The 16,870-nt window shown below is 65.8% G+C and carries 14 protein-coding genes; 8 read left to right on the forward strand and 6 right to left on the reverse strand.

Going from position 1 to position 16,870, the window contains the following annotated elements:
* Window positions 1–5 precede the first annotated feature (5 nt).
* Window positions 6–1,196, reverse strand: a complete 1,191-nt coding sequence (locus tag ACO07I_RS18500; RefSeq protein WP_422009849.1) for a hypothetical protein — start codon at window positions 1,194–1,196, stop codon at window positions 6–8.
* 37 nt (window positions 1,197–1,233) lie between these two features.
* Between ACO07I_RS18500 and ACO07I_RS18505 the strand changes: the two genes are divergently transcribed.
* Entirely contained in the window at window positions 1,234–2,421 is a 1,188-nt protein-coding gene (locus ACO07I_RS18505) for a glycoside hydrolase family 5 protein (protein ID WP_422009851.1), read from the forward strand.
* On the opposite strand, the gene ACO07I_RS18510 is transcribed toward ACO07I_RS18505, so the two are convergent.
* From ACO07I_RS18510 to ACO07I_RS18520, 3 genes are read right to left on the reverse strand one after another with little or no spacing between them, the layout of a single operon-like run.
* Window positions 2,404–3,645 (reverse strand): hypothetical protein, encoded by a 1,242-nt coding sequence (locus ACO07I_RS18510; protein WP_422009853.1) that lies wholly within the window; start codon window positions 3,643–3,645, stop codon window positions 2,404–2,406. The two genes, ACO07I_RS18505 and ACO07I_RS18510, sit on opposite strands and share 18 nt — an antisense overlap.
* Window positions 3,642–4,538 (reverse strand): hypothetical protein, encoded by an 897-nt coding sequence (locus ACO07I_RS18515; RefSeq protein ID WP_422009855.1) that lies wholly within the window; start codon window positions 4,536–4,538, stop codon window positions 3,642–3,644. Before ACO07I_RS18515 ends, ACO07I_RS18510 begins: the two co-directional genes overlap by 4 nt.
* Before the next feature lie 22 nt (window positions 4,539–4,560).
* Complete coding sequence (locus ACO07I_RS18520; protein ID WP_422009857.1) at window positions 4,561–5,592, reverse strand: glycosyltransferase family 2 protein; 1,032 nt, start codon at window positions 5,590–5,592, stop codon at window positions 4,561–4,563.
* A 267-nt stretch (window positions 5,593–5,859) separates the two neighbouring features.
* On the opposite strand from ACO07I_RS18520, the gene ACO07I_RS18525 reads away from it, so the two are divergent.
* Both ACO07I_RS18525 and ACO07I_RS18530 read left to right on the forward strand, forming a co-directional pair.
* Window positions 5,860–7,647 carry a type I secretion system permease/ATPase gene (locus ACO07I_RS18525; RefSeq protein ID WP_422009859.1) on the forward strand — a complete coding sequence of 596 codons (1,788 nt, stop codon included), beginning with the start codon at window positions 5,860–5,862 and terminating at the stop codon, window positions 7,645–7,647.
* The gene (locus tag ACO07I_RS18530; RefSeq protein WP_422009861.1) at window positions 7,644–8,948 is read left to right on the forward strand and encodes an HlyD family type I secretion periplasmic adaptor subunit; all 1,305 of its coding nucleotides are present in this window, start codon (window positions 7,644–7,646) and stop codon (window positions 8,946–8,948) included. The genes ACO07I_RS18525 and ACO07I_RS18530 overlap by 4 nt, the downstream gene beginning before the upstream one ends.
* Before the next feature lie 82 nt (window positions 8,949–9,030).
* On the opposite strand, the gene ACO07I_RS18535 is transcribed toward ACO07I_RS18530, so the two are convergent.
* Complete coding sequence (locus ACO07I_RS18535; protein ID WP_422009863.1) at window positions 9,031–10,632, reverse strand: GMC family oxidoreductase; 1,602 nt, start codon at window positions 10,630–10,632, stop codon at window positions 9,031–9,033.
* 117 nt (window positions 10,633–10,749) lie between these two features.
* On the opposite strand from ACO07I_RS18535, the gene ACO07I_RS18540 reads away from it, so the two are divergent.
* Entirely contained in the window at window positions 10,750–11,193 is a 444-nt protein-coding gene (locus tag ACO07I_RS18540; protein WP_422009865.1) for a hypothetical protein, read from the forward strand.
* Between the two features lie 11 nt (window positions 11,194–11,204).
* Window positions 11,205–12,011 (forward strand): glycoside hydrolase family 25 protein, encoded by an 807-nt coding sequence (locus tag ACO07I_RS18545; RefSeq protein ID WP_422009867.1) that lies wholly within the window; start codon window positions 11,205–11,207, stop codon window positions 12,009–12,011.
* A gap of 354 nt (window positions 12,012–12,365) precedes the next feature.
* Here the strand turns inward: ACO07I_RS18545 and ACO07I_RS18550 are convergent, their stop codons facing one another.
* A complete protein-coding gene (locus ACO07I_RS18550) occupies window positions 12,366–13,583 on the reverse strand; it encodes an aspartate aminotransferase family protein (protein WP_422009869.1) in 1,218 nt (405 codons plus the stop codon).
* A gap of 96 nt (window positions 13,584–13,679) precedes the next feature.
* Between ACO07I_RS18550 and ACO07I_RS18555 the strand changes: the two genes are divergently transcribed.
* The 3 genes from ACO07I_RS18555 to ACO07I_RS18565 all read left to right on the forward strand — a co-directional run bounded on the left by ACO07I_RS18555 (window position 13,680) and on the right by ACO07I_RS18565 (window position 16,865).
* The gene (locus tag ACO07I_RS18555; RefSeq protein WP_422009871.1) at window positions 13,680–14,429 is read left to right on the forward strand and encodes an SDR family NAD(P)-dependent oxidoreductase; all 750 of its coding nucleotides are present in this window, start codon (window positions 13,680–13,682) and stop codon (window positions 14,427–14,429) included.
* 376 nt (window positions 14,430–14,805) lie between these two features.
* Window positions 14,806–16,209, forward strand: coding sequence for a 3'-5' exonuclease (locus tag ACO07I_RS18560; protein ID WP_422009873.1), 1,404 nt, complete (start codon window positions 14,806–14,808; stop codon window positions 16,207–16,209).
* Window positions 16,206–16,865 (forward strand): DarT ssDNA thymidine ADP-ribosyltransferase family protein, encoded by a 660-nt coding sequence (locus ACO07I_RS18565; RefSeq protein ID WP_422009875.1) that lies wholly within the window; start codon window positions 16,206–16,208, stop codon window positions 16,863–16,865. Before ACO07I_RS18560 ends, ACO07I_RS18565 begins: the two co-directional genes overlap by 4 nt.
* Window positions 16,866–16,870: the final 5 nt, after the last annotated feature.

A 16,870-nucleotide genomic window follows, 5' to 3' on the forward strand; every position in this document is an offset into this window, starting at 1 on the left:
GCTGCTCAAATGAACTGGCGGATCGTCGCGATCACGACCAGGGCGCCGATCGCCATGACGGCGCTGCCGAGCGAGATCACGGAGAGCGCGCGGCCCGGCGAGAGCCGGCCCATATGGGCGGCGATCCAGAAGAAGGGATCGTTGACGTGGCAGATCGCCATCGAACCCGCGCCGACGGCGGCGGCCGCGATGGCCCGGCCCGAGTCGCTGTCGAGGCCGAGCGCCGGCAGCATCGGCTCGACCATGCCCGAGGCCGTGAGCACGGCGGTGAGCGAGTTGCCCTGCATCGTCTTCACGATGGCCGCGGCCAGGAACGGCGTCAGCACGCCGTAGCGCGGATGCAGAGCATACTCGGCCAGAAGCTCCGACATGCCGGTCTCGTCGAAGACGCGCGCCAGGCCGCCCGACGCGCCGACCGCCAGCAGGAGCGGCGCCCAGGAGCGGCCGGCCAGGACCGAGGGCTCCCAGCGGCGGGCGAACACGATCGCCAAAGTGACGGCGATGGCGGTCAGCATCAGCGGCTTGGAGATGCCGATATAGAATTCGCGCGCACCGCCCTTGCCCAGGGGCTCGCTCGGCATCTGGGCCACCGACTGAAGCACCAGCAGCACCAGCGGGATGCCGACGCACAGCCACGCCCAGGAGAGCTCGCCTTCGGCAGGCTGCGACGGGACCTGCCGCGCCACATGCCACCAGCCCAGCGCCACGGCGACGGTCGCGACCGGCAGGGCGACCATGAATTCGGTTCGGAGGCCCGCCTTCATCACCGAGGTGGCCGCGACGGCGAGCGGCGACGGCGCCACCAGGGCGGCGACCGCAAGCAGGGTGAGCGCGAGGCCCAGCGCCCGCCGCGGTGCGTCCTGCCCCGCGGGCTGCAGCAGCGCCAGCCCGCCCGAGGCCGACGCGCCCAGCCCCGCCACCAGTCCCGCCACGGCGGACGTGCCGGTGCCGAGCGGCGTACGCAGCACGAGACCGCTGACCAGAGCGCCCGCGACGACCAGCAGCCCCGTCTGCTCGAGCGCCGTCGTGAAGCCCAGGCCGAACGCCTTGCCGACCGACTGGAACGTCATGTCGGCGGCGATGCCATAGACCACCACGGTGGCCATGATCGCGAGGAAGACGGGCAGCCGGACGCGCTGGACCAGGAAGACGATGGCTACGACGGCGATTGGCAGCAGGAGCGAGGCGAGAAACATGACGGGACGAATCTTAGTGTCCTGCTACAGTCCCGTCATGCGCCTCCTCGTCGCTCTCCTGATATTGCTCGGTCTCGCGTCGCCCGTTCAGGCCGAGGCGCTGGTCCGGATCGAGGGCAAGCACTTCGTCGAGCCAAACGGTCGCATCCTGCGTCTCAAAGGAATCAGCCTCGGCAACTGGCTGATGCCCGAAGGCTACATGTTCAAGTTCGAGGTCGCGAAGTCGCCGAGCCAGATCTACGGCGCCTTCGACCGGCTTCTGGGCCCGGAGCGCGCCGCCCAGTTCTGGCAGCGCTACCGTGACACCTACGTGACAGAGGACGACATCCGCTTCATCAAGTCGGCCGGTTTCAACATGGTGCGGATCCCGCTGCACTGGCGGTTGTTCATGACCGCCGACGGCGAAGTGACGGGCGAGGGCTGGTCGCTGCTCGACCGGGTCGTCGGCTGGGCCGCCGCCGCCGGGCTTTACGTGATTCCCGACCTGCATGCCGCGCCCGGCGGCCAGACCGGGATCAACCATGACGACGGGCCGGGTTACCCGCTGATGTTCTACGTGGCGCGCAATCGCGACCTCACGGTGAAGCTCTGGCGTGCCGTGGCGCAACGGTACCGCGGCAACCCCGTCATCCTGGGCTACGACATCCTGAACGAGCCGATCGCGCCCTATCATGACGTGGCGACGCTGAATGCGCGGCTGGAACCCTTCTACCAGCGGACGACGGCGGCGATCCGCGAGGTCGATCCCGAGCGCATCGTGATCCTGGCGGGCGGCCAGTGGAGCTCGAGCTTCGCCATGCTCGGGCGACCGTTCGCCCGGAACCTAGCCTACACCTACCATTCGTTCTGGGCCTCCACGCAACGCGACTCGATCCAGCGGCACCTGAACTTCGCCAACCTCTACAATGTGCCGCTGTTCCTCGGCGAGACCGGCGAACTCAATGACGAGTGGAACGAAGAGTTCCGCCGCCTGCACGAGACGCACGGCATCGGCTGGTCGTTCTGGACCTACAAGAACCTCGACACGCAATCGACCATCGTGTCGATCCCGCGGCCCGACGGCTGGAGCGAGATCGTGGCCTACGCCGACGGCGCTCGAAAGGACAGGCCGCCGCAGGACCTGGTCGACCGGGCCGTCGGGCAGTATCTGGACGGCATCCGGTTCCGCAATGGAACGGTGCGCTGGTCGTATCTTGCGTCGCTCGGCCTACGGGGTAGCCCCTAGCAGGCGACGCAGGGCCTGGGCGGCGCCATGACGGGGACGCGCGCGGGCGGCGTCGATGGTGGCTTCCAGGATGCCGCGGAGCGGGTCCGGCGTCGTGCCGGCAACGGCGGACGCCTGGGCTTTCAGGGCATCCAGCCGGCCGAGCGCGTCGACCGTCGCCTCGGTGAGCCCGGCGGGGCTGTACCGGGACATCGCCACGCCATGCCCCTTTTCGAAGGCAGGCCAGGCGAAGGCGCATTCCGCCGGCGCCACGATGGGAATGCCCATCCGGCGCGCCTCGTTGGACATCCCCGAGCCGCGCGCTTTGTAGGACGCGGGATCGTAGGGAAGCAGCAGCAGGTCGGTGCTTGAAAGCAGGTCGACATAGTCCTCGTCGGACAGCACGCCCCTGCGTATGTCGACGCGCGGCCCGAGCTTCTCCAGATCGTCGAAGATCCAGCTGTCGTCCTCGGCATCGGACCCCGTGACGATGCCGTGGACCGTGAAGTGCGAGGTCGCGTGACGCTCCAGCAGCGCCGGTATGGCTTCGGGCAGGAGGCGATATCCCTTCGAGCGATTGGCAAAGCCGGCGATCGTCAAGTGCGGATGATCGGTCGCATCCGCATGCAGGTCTCCCGGGACGGACGGCAGGGCGATACCGGCCCCCGGTGCCACTCCCACGTCGAAGGGCAGCAGCGCGCGATAGAACGCGGCCATCGCTTCGGTTTCGCAGAAGGCGACGAGACGCCGGCGGTCGCCAACGGCCTCGAGAAGAGCGGTGAAGCCCCGGCGCGCCTCTTGGTGGAACGGGATCGCGGCGGGATCGTCCGGCGCGAGCCGGTGGTGCGGACCGTAGAGCTGCCACATCAGCACCTGTGGCGGAGGCTTCAGCGGGTGGCGCCCCAAGACACGCGCCACGGAGGCAGCCAGGACCTGATCGCAGCAGGGCAGGATCAGGATGTCGGGCCAGGCGCCAAGCCGTTTCAGGGCGCGCGCCAGCTCGCGGCTCGTCTGGGCGACGCGGGCCTCGAATTCCCGGGGGCTGGCATAGTCGCGACCATAGACCGGCCCGGTGAAGGTCGCCGTGCAGTCGAGCGAACGTGTGACGTCGGGCGTGGCGGCGATGGAGCCGAGGCAGGGTGCGTCGAGTCCCAGCCCGGCAAGCTCGGCCTGCAACCGGTTGATCGCGGCGTAGTGATGCCCGCCGCGTGAATGGATGGCCGGATCGACGATGAGCGTCTTCATCTGCTCTGTTGTAGCGTGCGCCAGGCGGGACGATAGCGCTCCACTGCCTGGCGCAGCCGCATCGCGGCACGCCATCGCACGCCGAATTCGCCGGCATTGTAGAGATGCTGCTGCGGCGCCCGCACCTGCAGCTCGGGGAACACGAACAGGCGGCCGCCGGCGCGTCCGATCGCTTCGTTGAAGGCGACATGCTCGGAGACTTCGCGTCCCTGGGCGTCGAGCCCGACATATCCCGCGTTCAGCGCGTAGGGCAGGCGGTAGAGGCCCAGCCCGCCGAAAGCCGAGCGAACCTCGATCGGTCGCATCACTGGCGGCAATGCGATCTGGCGGGCGAAGACCTCGCGGAACTTGGCGGCCTCGAACGACTCGCGGACAGGCCGCTCCCAGATCCGGTGCCAACAGTCGTGCGGGCACCAGGTTGGATGCCGCAGCGCCCAGATGTCGTAGTAACGGGGCCACGCGCTCGCGAACACGCCGGCTCGGTCGGGAGCGGCGTCGAGCCACTCGGCCGCTCGGGCATAGGATCCGAGGTCGAGGGGCGCGGCGAGGACGTCGTCCATGTCGGTGACGACCATGTGGCCGTAGTCCGCGAAAGCCGAGCCGCGCACTTCTTCGAGGCAGGCGTTGCGCGCGAACGCGATCCGTTCGGTCCGCCGCTCGAACCGTCCGGCGAGCTCGCCGAGATCGAGAACCTTTCCTGCCCGTTCCTTGCCCAACCAGTTCCGTAACAGGGTGGCGGTGGCGTCGGTTGCGTCACTGACGGCGAAGATGAAGGCTGTCCGGTCATAGAGCCGCGACAGGTTCGCGAGATTGGCGAGAACGTCCGGCAGCCAGCGGGCGCAGTCGCGGGCCGTGCCGACGAAGACGGCGCTGTCGAGGCTTTTCCCTGTCACGCCGCTTCCAACGCCCCGAGTGTCATCGTCGCTGACCCGCGACTGAACGAGCATGACCGAGCAGGTTCCGTGTCCGGGTCGCCAGCGAATCGAGGAAGCGGATCCACGCGCCCCTGCTGCCGGTCGAGCGGGCATCGAGCGCCCGCTTCACCAGCGCCTGCGCATGGGCGTGGCGCCAGTCGCCGAAGGAGGCCCGGATGGACGAGGCTTCCTGGTCGAGGATGCGCTGGACCAGCCCGAGGATGTGGCTGCTGATCGGGCCCCAGTCCTTGGTCGAGGAATTGTAGGTGCCGCCCATGACCGGGGCGTTCGAATGCTTGTTGGCGCCGTGCATGCGATAGCCATAGAGGGGATCGTGAATGGCGATCGAGCCGGTCAGCAGGCCGGCCAAGGTCGACAGGTAGTAATCGACATAGAGTCTCAGGTCGTGGTCGGGGACGACGAGCACCAGGTCCACGAAGCTGCGCCGCAACATCATGCTCGCCATGCTGTTCGTGGCGCTGTGCGCCGTCCAGTGCGGATGAAGGGTCAGCCGCCCGTTCCGGGGAAACGAAAACTGGCCGGTCGTGGCGTCGATCGCCGGCACCATGGCCGGGTCGATGCCGCCTTGGCCCGTGCCATGCTCGAACCACCACGCCGTCCCCGCCAGCAGGTGGTCATCGGCGTCGATGATGTGCGAATCGCAGTAGGTGAGGGCGACGGGGAAGTCGGCATTCATGTGAACGCACAGATGCCGTTCTATGAAATTTTCATACCAGATATCGTCGGAATCCAGGAAGCCGACGAAAGGCGTGTCCAATCGCGCGAGTCCGCGCTTGATCGCACCGGTCTGCCCGACATTGGTGTCCAGGCGGATATAATCGAATCTCGAATCGCCGAGACGTGACAGGCACTGGCGAATCTCTTCTTCGGAATTGTCCGTCGAGGCATCGTCGACGACGAGGGTGCGCAGGTTTCGACACGACTGGCGGGCGACCGACTCGATGGCTCGCCCAACGAAGGCGCCATTGTTGTTGTTGGCGATCACAACACCGACCGGGGGTGCTGAAGGCATGCTTACCGTTTCCGTCTGCTTGGTTGAACGCTGGCGATCGCACGGAATATGCGGCTGCCTGAAGATGGTCGACGTTGATACGCGCTGCAACCTCGGGCGCCGACTCTGGGCGGCGGCTCCAGTTTCCCTATGTAGGGATCGTGAAATCTTGGTAACAAGCGGCTGTCAGAGGGGCGAAAGGAGAGACAGTCGCCGCTCGTCGGTGCTAGTGGGACTTGCGCCGCGGTACGCGGCGGCCGGTCCGTCGAAAGGGATTTCACAAGCAGCATGACGCGGGTACCATCTCCTGCATCAGGGTCGCCCCGAACCGAGCTGGCGGAGGTGCTGCGGTCGTGTCGCACTTCCTATCTTGGGGTGGCGCTGTTCACCGCCATCCTGAACGTCCTGTATCTTACCGGCTCCTTCTTCATGTTGCAGGTCTACGACCGGGTGCTGCCGAGCCGCAGCGTTCCCACCCTGGTTGCACTCTGCATCCTCGCCCTCGGCCTCTACGGCTTCCAGGCCATCCTCGATATCGTCCGCAACCGGGTGCTCATCCGGATTGCCGGCGGATTTGCCGAGATTCTGGACCGGCGCGTCTATCACCTTCTGGTCAAGCTGCCGCTCCGGGCGCCGCAGATGAACGGTTTCGAGCCGGTGCGCGATCTCGACCAGATCCGCAGCTTCATGTCGGGCACGGGCCCCGCGGCGCTGTTCGACCTGCCCTGGATGCCGCTCTACCTGGGCATCTGCTACCTGTTTCATCCGCTGATTGGCCTCACCGCGACGGTCGGCGCGCTGATCCTGGTCGCCATCACCTTCATCACCGAGGTCAAGGTCCGCCAGCCGTCGATCGAGGTCTCGTCGCTCTCCAGCCGGCGGAGTAGCCTCGCCGAAGCGAGTCGCCGCAATTCGGAGGTCCTCCATGCGATGGGCATGGTCGGCCGCTTCGCCCAGCAGTGGTCGGACTATGGACGTCGCTACGTCGCGGCCCATCAGCGGGCGGGCGACATCACCGGCGGCATGGGAAGCTTCTCGCGCGCCTTGCGCATGGCGCTGCAATCGGCCGTGCTGGCGGTCGGCGCCTACCTTGTGATCAAGCAGCAGGCGACGGCCGGCATCATCATCGCCGGCTCCATTCTCTCGGCCCGGGCGCTTGCGCCGGTCGAGCAGGTGATCGCCCAGTGGCGCGTCTTCGTGTCGGCCCGCCAGAGCTGGCACCGGCTCAACAACCTGCTGGCGCGAATCCCCGACGACCGCGACGTGATGCAGCTGCCCAAGCCCAAGGGGTCGCTGTCGGTCGAAACGGTCAGCGTGGCACCACCGGGCGCGAACATGCTGGTGGCCCGCGACATCGCTTTCGGCCTCAAGGCTGGCCAGGGGCTGGGGATCATCGGCCCCAGCGCCTCGGGCAAGTCGTCTCTCGCCCGTACCCTCGTCGGGGTCTGGCAGCCGGTATCCGGCAAGGTCCGGATCGATGGCGCGACGCTCGACCAGTGGTCGTCTGAGGCGCTGGGCGAGCATATCGGTTACCTGCCGCAGGACATGGAGCTGTTTGCCGGCACGGTCGCACAGAACATCGCGCGCCTGGAGCCGGAGCCCGACGCCACCAAGGTGATCGCTGCGGCGCAGGCGGCCGGTGTGCATGAACTCATCCTCGGCCTGCCCAACGGCTATGAGACCGAGATGGGCGAGAGCGGCACCGCGCTGTCGGCGGGACAGCGTCAGCGCGTCGGCCTGGCGCGTGCGCTCTACGGCGATCCTTTCCTCGTGGTGCTCGACGAGCCCAATTCGAGTCTCGACCATGACGGTGAGGAGGCCCTGACCCGGGCCATCATGTCGGTGCGGGCCCGCGGCGGCATTGCCATCGTGATCGCCCATCGGCCAAGCGCCCTGGCCGCTGTCGACCAGCTCCTGGTGATGCGGGGTGGCCGCCAGCAGGCCTTCGGGCCGAAGGATGCCGTCCTGAGAGAGACGCTGAAGGCCGCGATGCCACAGGCCGCCGCCGCGCAGGCGGCGGGCGCTCCGCCGTCTCCCCTTCGGATGCCGGTCGGCCGCCCGCGGGAGCCGTCATGAGCCCGCCCGTGTCCGTCCCGGGCATGACCCGCAAGCCTCTCCTGATCGGCGTCTCCGCTTGCCTCCTCCTCGTGTTCGGGGTCGGCGGCTGGGCGGCCACGACGCAGCTGTCCGGCGCGGTGATCGCGCCCGGCAAACTGGTCGTGGATACCAACGTGAAGAAGATCCAGCATCCGAGCGGCGGCGTGGTCGGCGAGCTGCTGGTCAAGGAAGGCGACCGGGTAAAGCAGGGCGACGTCGTCGTCCGGCTCGACGGAACTCAGGCCAAGGCGAATCTCGGGATCGTAACCAAGGCGCTCGAGGAACTGGCGGCCCGCCAGGCCCGCTTCGAGGCGGAGCGCGACAACGACAAGAACGTCGAGTTCCCGGCCGAGCTGACCTCGCGGGCGAACGATCCGGAGATCGCGCGCCTGATGAACGGCGAGCAGAAGCTGTTCGAGATGCGCCGCACCGCGCGCGACGGCCAGAAGGCGCAGCTGCGGGAGCAGATCAAGCAGCTCCATCTCCAGATCGACGGCACCCAGGCGCAGGAAGCCGCCAAGGGCAAGGAGCTGGCGCTGCTGGCGCAGGAGCTGGAGGGTGTCCGCACGCTCTGGAAGCAGAATCTCGTGCCGATCAGCCGGGTCACCACGCTGGAACGCGATTCGGCCCGCATGGAGGGCGAGCGTTCCGCCCTGATCGCCTCGCTGGCCCAGAGCCGCGGCCGCATCGCCGAGCTCGAGCTCAAGATCCACCAGATCGACCAGGATCTCAGCACCGAGGTCGGCAAGGAACTGGCCGAGATCCGCGCCAAGCGATCGGAGATGACCGAGCGCCGCGTCTCGGCCGAGGACCAGCTCAAGCGGATCGATCTCGTGTCGCCGCAGAACGGCAGGGTCTTCCAGAGGAACGTCCATACGGTGGGCGGCGTCGTCCAGGCGGGCGAGCCGCTCATGCTGATCGTGCCGGACTCCGACTCGCTGATCGTCGAGGCCAAGGTGGCGCCGCAGGACATCGACCAGATCCATATCGGCCAGCACGCGGTCCTGCGCTTCGCCGCCTTCAACCAGCGCACGACCCCCGAGGTCTATGGCGAGGTGATCCATATCGGCGCCGACGTCACGCAGGATGACAGGGCCACCGAGCCCTACTACTCGGTGCGCATCCGCGTTGCCGAAGGCGAACTGTCCCGTCTCGAAGGACTGCACCTGCTGGCCGGCATGCCGGTCGAAGCCTTCATCGAGACCACGCCGCGCACCGTGGCCTCGTTCCTGGTGAAGCCGCTCAGCGACCAGCTTGCCCGGGCCTTCCGTGGGCGGTGAGTTTTTGTCGTCCTGAGCGAAGCGAAGGACCTGACAGAACGACCAATGGACTCCTTGGCGAACGTGAGATCCTTCGCTGCGCTCAGGATGACATGGTGTCCTGCAGAAAAATCTCCGCCGCCTTCTCGCCGATCATGATCGAGGGGGCGTTGGTGTTGCCCGAGGTCAGCGTCGGCATGATCGAGGCGTCGGCGATCCGGAGCCCCTCGATGCCGTGCACGCGCAGCCTTGCATCGACCACGGCCATCGCATCCGAGCCCATCTTGCACGTGCCGACCGGGTGGTAGGTCGTCTCGGCAGCCCGGCGCACCCAGTCGAGGATCTCGTCGTCGCTGTTGCCGCCCGGTCCCGGCGCGATCTCTGCGACCTGCAGCGGCGCCATGGCCGGTGCGGTCATGATGGCGCGGGCGATGCGCACGGCGCGCACGGTCAGCTCGCCGTCGACCGGCGCCGAGAGGAAATTGTAGCGGATCTCCGGCGGCTTTTTCGGATCGGCCGAGACGATATGGATGGTGCCCTTGCTCTCGGGCCGCATCGGATGGGCGTAGCAGGAGATGCCCGACTGGCGCGCAATGCGGGGGCCGCGCGGCCCCGCCTCGGTGAACATCGGCACCCAGCCCAGCAGCAGGTCGGGCGCCTCGAGCCCGTCGCGCGAGCGCACGAAGGCGCGTAGCGGCGCGCCGACCATCGAAAGAAGACTGTCGCGGTTCAGCGCCCAGCGCACCGCCTGGTGCACGAGGCCGAGCCCGCGGCCGCGATCGTTGAAGGTGACGCCGCGCGTGCCGATGGTCCATCGCGTGCGCGGCGCGTAATGCTCGCGCAGGTTCTCGCCGACCCCGGGCAACGCATGCCGCACCTCGATGCCCAGCGCGCGCAGCCGGTCCGGCTGGCCGATGCCCGACAGTTCGAGGAGCTGCGGCGAGTTGATCGACCCGCCGCTCACCACGACGGCGCGTCCCGCGCGGGCCTCGCGCGACTCGCCGCCGACCGAATAGCGCACGCCGGTGCAGCGTTGGCCCTCGAGCAGCAACCGTTCGGCCAGCGCGCCGGTTTCGATCCGCAGGTTGGGCCGCCGCTTCGCCGGATCGAGGTAGCAGCGGGCCGTGCTCATGCGCCAGCCGGAGGCGATGGTGGCCTGGCTCATCGCGATGCCGTCCTGCTTCGCGCCGTTGTAGTCGGGGTTGTGCGGGATCCCGACTTCGCCGGCCGCCTTGATCACGGTGGCATAGAGCGGATTGGCCGGGGCGGGATTGGTGACGCGCAGCGGGCCCGAGCGGCCGCGAAACCGCTCGTCGCCTTCGGGATAGCTCTCCAGGCGCTTGAAGAAGGGGAGCACGTCCTCGTAGGCCCAGCCCTGGTTGCCCATCTGCGCCCAGGTGTCGAAGTCCTGCGCCTGGCCGCGCACGAAGGCGAGGCCGTTGATGGCGCTGGAGCCGCCCAGCAGTTTTCCGCGCGGTACCGGGATGCGGCGGCCGTTGGTGCTGGGTTCGGGCTCGGAACTGTAGAGCCAGTTGACGGCCGGGTTGGTGATCAACCGCGAATAGCCGACGGGAATGCGCGTCCAGGGATGGTCGGCGGGCCCGGCTTCGAGCAGCAGCACCGTGTGGCGCGGGTCGGCCGACAGCCTGTTGGCGACGACGGCGCCCGCCGAACCGGCGCCGACGACGATATAGTCGTATTCCATTGCCGCCAGTATTGCGCGCGCCGACTTCGCCTGTCGACCGCCGCGACGATGGCCCGGCTTTACGCGGGCCGATGTTTGGGCATGATGCGGCCCCCGACAACCTCGAAGGAAAAAGCCATGCGTGGTGTCTCCCTCCTGCTTCCCCTCGGCCTTTCCCTCGCCTGTGCCGCCGGCATCGCGGTCGCCCAGCCGGCCGGGCCGGACCTGACGGGCACCTGGACGGGCACCAACAAGGGCATCGTGAGCGGCCTGCCGGCTCACTTTCCGGTGACCGCCCCGGCCACGATCGTCGACGGCAACCGGCTGGTCGAGCTGAAGATCACGGTGAAGATCGACGGCCAGGACGAGGGCCGCTTCTGGGGAACCCTGTCCTCGGAATCGAAGGCCGAGCCGATCATCGGCGTCATCGGCTCGGACGGGAAGCGCGTGCGCATGATCGGGCAGGGCGGTTCGGCCATCGAAGGCACCTTGCTGGACGACGGCTCGCTCGAACTCTTCTATACCGAGAATCGCGCCGGCGTTTCGGTCGCCGCCACCAACGTGCTCAAGAAAGCCCAATAGGACTCCCCTCGATGATCTCACGGAGAAGCATGCTGGCCGGCGGTCTTGCCCTGCCGGCGCTGGCCGGCTGCGGCGGCCAGCCGACGACCCAGTCGGCGGCCTATTCCCCGGGCCAGACGCGGCCCGGCCTCGATGCGGTGATCGACATCAGCCACAACGTGACCGTCACCAGCTTCGCCGCGGTCCGCCGCAGCAACATCCTGGCCGTCATCCACAAGGTGACCGAGGGCGGCGACTGGTTCGACCCGTCCTATTCCTCGCGGCGGCGCCAGGCCGAGGCGGCGGGGCTGCTGTGGGGCGGCTACCATTTCGGCACGCGCCAGTATTCCGGCGAGCAGCAGGCGGCCTCGTTCCTGTCGGCCTGCCAGCCCGGCCCGCAGACCGTGATGGCGCTCGACCTCGAACCGAACGACGCCAACCCGCGCAACACGATGCGGCTCGACCAGGCCGAGGCCTTCGTGCTGGCCGTGCAGAAGGCCACCGGCCGGCTGCCGATGCTCTACGCCCATCCCGCCTGGGCCGATGGCGAGATCTACGGCCGCCGCCGCATCAGCCTCGGCGCCAGCGTGCGGCCGGGCTCGATCCTGGCGCGCTGCGACCTGTGGCTGGCCGATTATCGCGAGACGCCGCGCCTTCCCGTGGCCTGGGCGGATCGCGGCTGGAAGCTCTGGCAGTACGTCGCCGACGAAACCTCGCAGAACTTCGCCTATGGCAGCGAACCGCGCCACGTCGAGGGCGTCGGCCACTGCGACCGCAACATGTACAACGGCGACGTCGCCAGCCTGAACCGGTGGTGGAAGAACGGCGGGCGGGGTTAGTTGACTGTCGTCCTGAGCGCAGCGAAGGACCTCACTGAGCGAGCGAAGGACTCCCTTGCGGACGGGAGATCCTTCGCTGCGCTCAGGATGACATGAAGCAGACCTACCGCGCCGCCAGCGCGGCGAACGCCTTGCGATGCAGCCAGCCTGAACCGCTTCTGGAAGAACGGCGGGCGGGGGTAGAGGCTCTCCGAACGGAAAGAACCACGGCGAGCTTCCAACAAAGACCTCACCCTGAGGAGCGCTCCGCAGGAGCGCGTCTCGAAGGGTGGGCGCGAGCACCCCGCCTGTTACCCATCCTTCGAGACGGCCCTTCGGGCCTCCTCAGGATGAGGTGGTGCGGAGTGGAGATGTTTACCGCGCCGCCAGCGCCGCGAAGGCCTTGCGGGTCGCTTCCAGGGCGAAGTCGATGTCGGCTTCGGTGTGGGCGGTCGACAGGAACATGTTGTGGCGCGGGTGCAGGTAGGCGCCGTGCTTCAGCGCCTCCAGGGTGAAGAAGTTGCCCTTCTCGGTGTCGGGATCGTTGTCGAACAGCAGGGTCGGCATCTGCGGTGGGCCGCTCTGGCGCACGCCGATGCCGAACTCGGCCGACTGGGCCGCGATGCCGTCGCGCAGCCGCTGGCCCATCTCGCGCATCCGCGTCGGCCCGTCGACGCTCTCCAGCACGTCGAGCGTCGCCAGCGCGGCGGCCATCGACACGGCGCTGCACCAGAACGAGCCGGTGACGTAGAGCTTGGACGCGGCCTCGCGATAGCGGTCGTTGCCGGTGACGGCGGCCAGGGCGTAGCCGTTGGCGATCGCCTTGCTCCAGGCGCTGAGGTCGGGCTGCACGCCGACCAGGTCCCAGCTGCCGCGCATCGTGAGGCGGAAGCCGGCGCGCACGTCGTCGACGATCAGCGCGGCATCGCTGGCGTCGCACAGCTCGCGCGCGCGGCGGGCGAAGGCCGCGTCTGGCATCTCCTGGTCCTTGCCGAAATCGTGCTTGAAGGCGGAGACGATGATGCCCGCCAGGTCGTCGCCGGCGCGCTGCACGGCGCTCTCGAGGCTGCCGGTGTCGTTGTACTTGTAGGTCAGCATGTGGGCGCGATCCTCCGGCGTCACGCCGTATTGGTTCGGCGAGCACCACGGGATGGCGCCGTGATAGGCGCCCTCGGCCACCAGGATCTTGCGCTTGCCCGAGGCGGCGCGCGCCAGGGTCACGCAGGTCGTCGTCGCATCGGTGCCGTTCTTGCCGAACAGCGCCCAGTCGGCGTGCGGGATCAGGCCGACCAGCCGCTCGGCCAGCTCGACCAGCCGCTCCGACGGGCCGTTCAGGCAATCGCCCGCCGCGGTCTGGCGCGCCACCGCTTCGGCCACCACCGGATTGCCGTGGCCGACCACGATCGGGCCCCAGCTGCACATGAAGTCGACGTAGCGCTTGCCGTTCACGTCCCACAGGTGACAGCCCTCGCCGCGTTCGAAGAACTGCGGGTAGCCCTCGGGCAGCCGGTCGCTGCGCAGGTGCCCGTACATGCCGCCGGGAATGACCTGCTGGGCGCGCTGTCGCAATTTCTGGTCGGCTGTGAGGGACATCGAACGGGCTCCGCTACGCTGTGAACTGGCCTAATATACCGCACGAACGAGAGCCTGCACCCGGCACGGGTCGCAAGGCAGCCACGGGGGAAACGGATGGATCTCAAGGGAAAGGTGGCCGTCGTCACCGGCGGCAATGGCGGGCTGGGCCAGCGCATCTGTCACGCGCTGGCGGCCGAGGGCTGCCACATCGCCGTCGTCTACGCCAAGAGCAAGGACCAGGCCGAGGGCGTGGCGCGCGATCTCGAACGGCATCAGGTGACGGCCGCCACCTTCGCCTGCGACGTAACCCAGCGCGACCAGGTCGACCGGCTGGTCGACGACGTGCTCAAGCGCTTCGGCCGGCTCGACATCCTCGTGAACGACGCGGCCTACAACAAGTCGATCCCCTTCACCGATCTCGACGGCCTCACCTACGAGGAATGGACCAAGATCATCGACATCAACCTGACCGGCCCGATGCTGCTCACCAAGGCGGTCGGCCCGGTCATGAAGCGCCAGGGCGAAGGCCGCATCGTCAACATCGCCTCGGTCGCGGGTCTGGGGCCCACCGGCTCCTCGATCGCCTACGCCGTCTCGAAGGCGGGCCTCATCCATCTCACCAAGTGCATGGCTGTGGCGTTGGCGCCCGAGGTGCTGGTGAACTGCGTCGCCCCCGGCCTGCTCGAAGGCACCCGCGCGACGGCGAACCTGCGCCCGGAAGTGGTCGCGAAGAACGCCAGCGCCTCCCTGCTGGGCAAGCCCGCCGACAAGGACGACTGCGCCGACCAGGTCGTCACGATGTGCCGGACCAACAGCACGACCGGCCAGACACTGGTGATCGATTCGGGCCGGGTGTTTCATTGAAGTGATAGGGGCGACCGTATCGCGAAAAACAACTCGCGAACTGTGCGCGCGGGCTAATTTTACAACTCGGCAAAAAGTCAGTTTTGCCAAGTCCCGAAGCGTCACGAACTAGCAAACGGCATTGACGAGGCGAGATTGCTGGTCGCGGTCAGGTATCGACTCTGCGTACTTGCAAGCTGCTCGCAATGAATTTCCAATATTTGCGAACCTGCGGTAGAAAAACCTTGCGCAGCAGGCAATCAGCATCAACGATGCTACAAGGGTATAACACCGAGAATTGCTTGTTTGCACGGCCTCGGTCATTGCCATCGCAAGATTGGATGCTTGGCCGTGGATTCGGCTATGAAATGCTAGCGTGCGTCGGGGGGCGCCTATCTTGAAGACACTGCCACAAGTCACTGCAACGGCAGAGCAGTTGCCGTTGATCAGCCAGAACCGTTTTGGTGTAGAGGTAATCTGTGGAGCTGCCGGCAGTGGAAAGACTTCAACCGCGCTGTTGCGCCTTCGATCGCTATGCCACTGGTTTGCTGCGCGCAATCGCAGGATGCAGAATCCCGAAGCTGTAAAAGTCCTCGTCTTGACATTCAATCGAACGTTGGCGGGTTATGTGCGGTCCCTTGCCGAACAGCAAATAAGCGGAAGCCTGAATGTAGACCTTGACATTACAACGTTTGGCCAATGGGCAATGTCTACGCTTGGGCGACCGCTTGTAATGCATGATGAGGCCAGGATTGAGCTGCATCGCTTGGCGGCACGATTAGGTGCGCTGAGCGCCGATTATATTGTGAAAGAAGTCGAGTATCTGCTCGGCCGGTTTGAGCCGGAGCACCTCGAGAACTACATTGCGGCGGAACGTACTGGTCGCGGACCTCTTCCACGAGTGAACAGGGCCCTTCGGCGAAGGATTTTGGATGAAGTCGTAGGACCCTATAAGTCTTGGCTCCACTCCCGGAGTGCGTTCGATTGGAATGATATTGCTGTGGAGATGGCGGGCCACACTCCTTCCTTGGATTACGACGTTGTTATCGTTGATGAGACGCAAGATTTTTCGGCGAATCAGCTTCGTGCAGTCAGGCGCCACCTTCGAGAAGAGCACGCTGTGACGTTCGTGATAGATACTGTGCAGAGAATCTATGCCCGCGGCTTTTCATGGGCTGAGGCGGGCTTTGATGTGCGACCGGAGCGAATCCATGTTCTTCGCGCGAATCATCGAAATACGTCGCAGATCGCAGCGTTCGCGGCGGGTATTCTTAAGGGCATAAGTGTCGAAGGCGATGGAGCATTGCCGAACCTAACTGCGGCAACCTCAACGGGGCCACTGCCAATAGTTTTGAGAGGGCTGTATTCTAGGCAAGCGAACTGGGCGGTGAACTATATCGTAAACAACATAGACCTAACCCAAGATTCAGTGGCATTTTTGAAGCCGCAAGCAGGGGCATGGTTTAATACAATCAAGGGTGCGCTAGCATCTAATGGCCTTTCTTTCGAAGATATTACACGACAGCCTGACTGGCCAAATGGTCCGGAAAACATAGCGCTCTCAACCTTTCATTCAGCGAAAGGACTTGAGTTCGACCACGTGTTTATTCTCGGATTCAACAACGAAAACACGCCGTACGCGGGCGAGGATCAAGACGATCAAGTGTTTGTCCTTCGGCGACTGCTTGCAGTTGCAGTTGCTCGCGCGAGGCGAACCGTTGTCGTAGGATACAAGCCTGGAGAGGAGTCGAGGTTAGTGGAGTATTTCGAGCCTGGGACTTTTGTCGAGATTTCGATATGACCGTTTCCGAGGTGCTTCGTGAGAGGAGCATTCGTGAAGTACTTCACTTCACTACAAACAACGGGATCGTCGGAACATTGGCCAAGCGAGCGTTGATGTCACGTTTCCGTTTGCCGCAGGAAGCCTATCTTCGGCACGTTCTCCATGTGAATGCTGCCTCTCGGCCAGAGGAAGCGGCGTTCTTTGACAAGAGTCAGAATTGGCTCGACTACGTCAATCTCTCAATTTCGGAAATTAATCGCAGATTCTTTCTGGTCTCGCAGCGTTGGCATGAGAATGCCGATGTTTGGTGGGGCATACTTAGTTTCGATTCATGCATCGCGGCACATGAAGGGGTGGTGTTTGCCTCAACTAATAACGGCTATCCATGCTGCATTCGTAATCCGGGTGTCGAGGGTTTGAAGAGTCTCTTTGTTCCAGTAGTTGCGCGAAAGGCGGGTTGGTCAGTTGCTCGTCGCCACCGAGAGGTTCATTTGACCACGTGTGAGCAGGCTGAAATCCTGTACCCGCGGCAAGTTTCTACTGATCTGCTTCGGGCTATCTACGTTCAAAGCGAGACGCATCATGACATTGTGCAAGGATGGCTGGGCGAATTTGGCTTCGAGGAGGTCAACGTTCAGATTTCTCCAGATAAATTTCTCGGAAGGCCAAATTGACTGAG

It is taken from the genome of Reyranella sp. (assembly GCF_965227665.1).
GTDB lineage: Bacteria > Pseudomonadota > Alphaproteobacteria > Reyranellales > Reyranellaceae > Reyranella.

Excerpts from the sequence above, each read along its gene's own strand:
- ACO07I_RS18540 (WP_422009865.1), top strand. The coding sequence starts at position 10,750 with ATGCGTGGTGTCTCCCTCCTGCTTCCCCTCGGCCTTTCCCTCGCCTGT.
- ACO07I_RS18530 (WP_422009861.1), top strand. The coding sequence starts at position 7,644 with ATGAGCCCGCCCGTGTCCGTCCCGGGCATGACCCGCAAGCCTCTCCTG.
- ACO07I_RS18500 (WP_422009849.1), bottom strand. The coding sequence starts at position 1,196 with ATGTTTCTCGCCTCGCTCCTGCTGCCAATCGCCGTCGTAGCCATCGTC.
- ACO07I_RS18545 (WP_422009867.1), top strand. The coding sequence starts at position 11,205 with ATGATCTCACGGAGAAGCATGCTGGCCGGCGGTCTTGCCCTGCCGGCG.
- ACO07I_RS18535 (WP_422009863.1), bottom strand. The coding sequence starts at position 10,632 with ATGGAATACGACTATATCGTCGTCGGCGCCGGTTCGGCGGGCGCCGTC.
- ACO07I_RS18555 (WP_422009871.1), top strand. The coding sequence starts at position 13,680 with ATGGATCTCAAGGGAAAGGTGGCCGTCGTCACCGGCGGCAATGGCGGG.
- ACO07I_RS18505 (WP_422009851.1), top strand. The coding sequence starts at position 1,234 with ATGCGCCTCCTCGTCGCTCTCCTGATATTGCTCGGTCTCGCGTCGCCC.
- ACO07I_RS18520 (WP_422009857.1), bottom strand. The coding sequence starts at position 5,592 with ATGCCTTCAGCACCCCCGGTCGGTGTTGTGATCGCCAACAACAACAAT.
- ACO07I_RS18565 (WP_422009875.1), top strand. The coding sequence starts at position 16,206 with ATGACCGTTTCCGAGGTGCTTCGTGAGAGGAGCATTCGTGAAGTACTT.
- ACO07I_RS18510 (WP_422009853.1), bottom strand. The coding sequence starts at position 3,645 with ATGAAGACGCTCATCGTCGATCCGGCCATCCATTCACGCGGCGGGCAT.
- ACO07I_RS18550 (WP_422009869.1), bottom strand. The coding sequence starts at position 13,583 with ATGTCCCTCACAGCCGACCAGAAATTGCGACAGCGCGCCCAGCAGGTC.
- ACO07I_RS18525 (WP_422009859.1), top strand. The coding sequence starts at position 5,860 with ATGACGCGGGTACCATCTCCTGCATCAGGGTCGCCCCGAACCGAGCTG.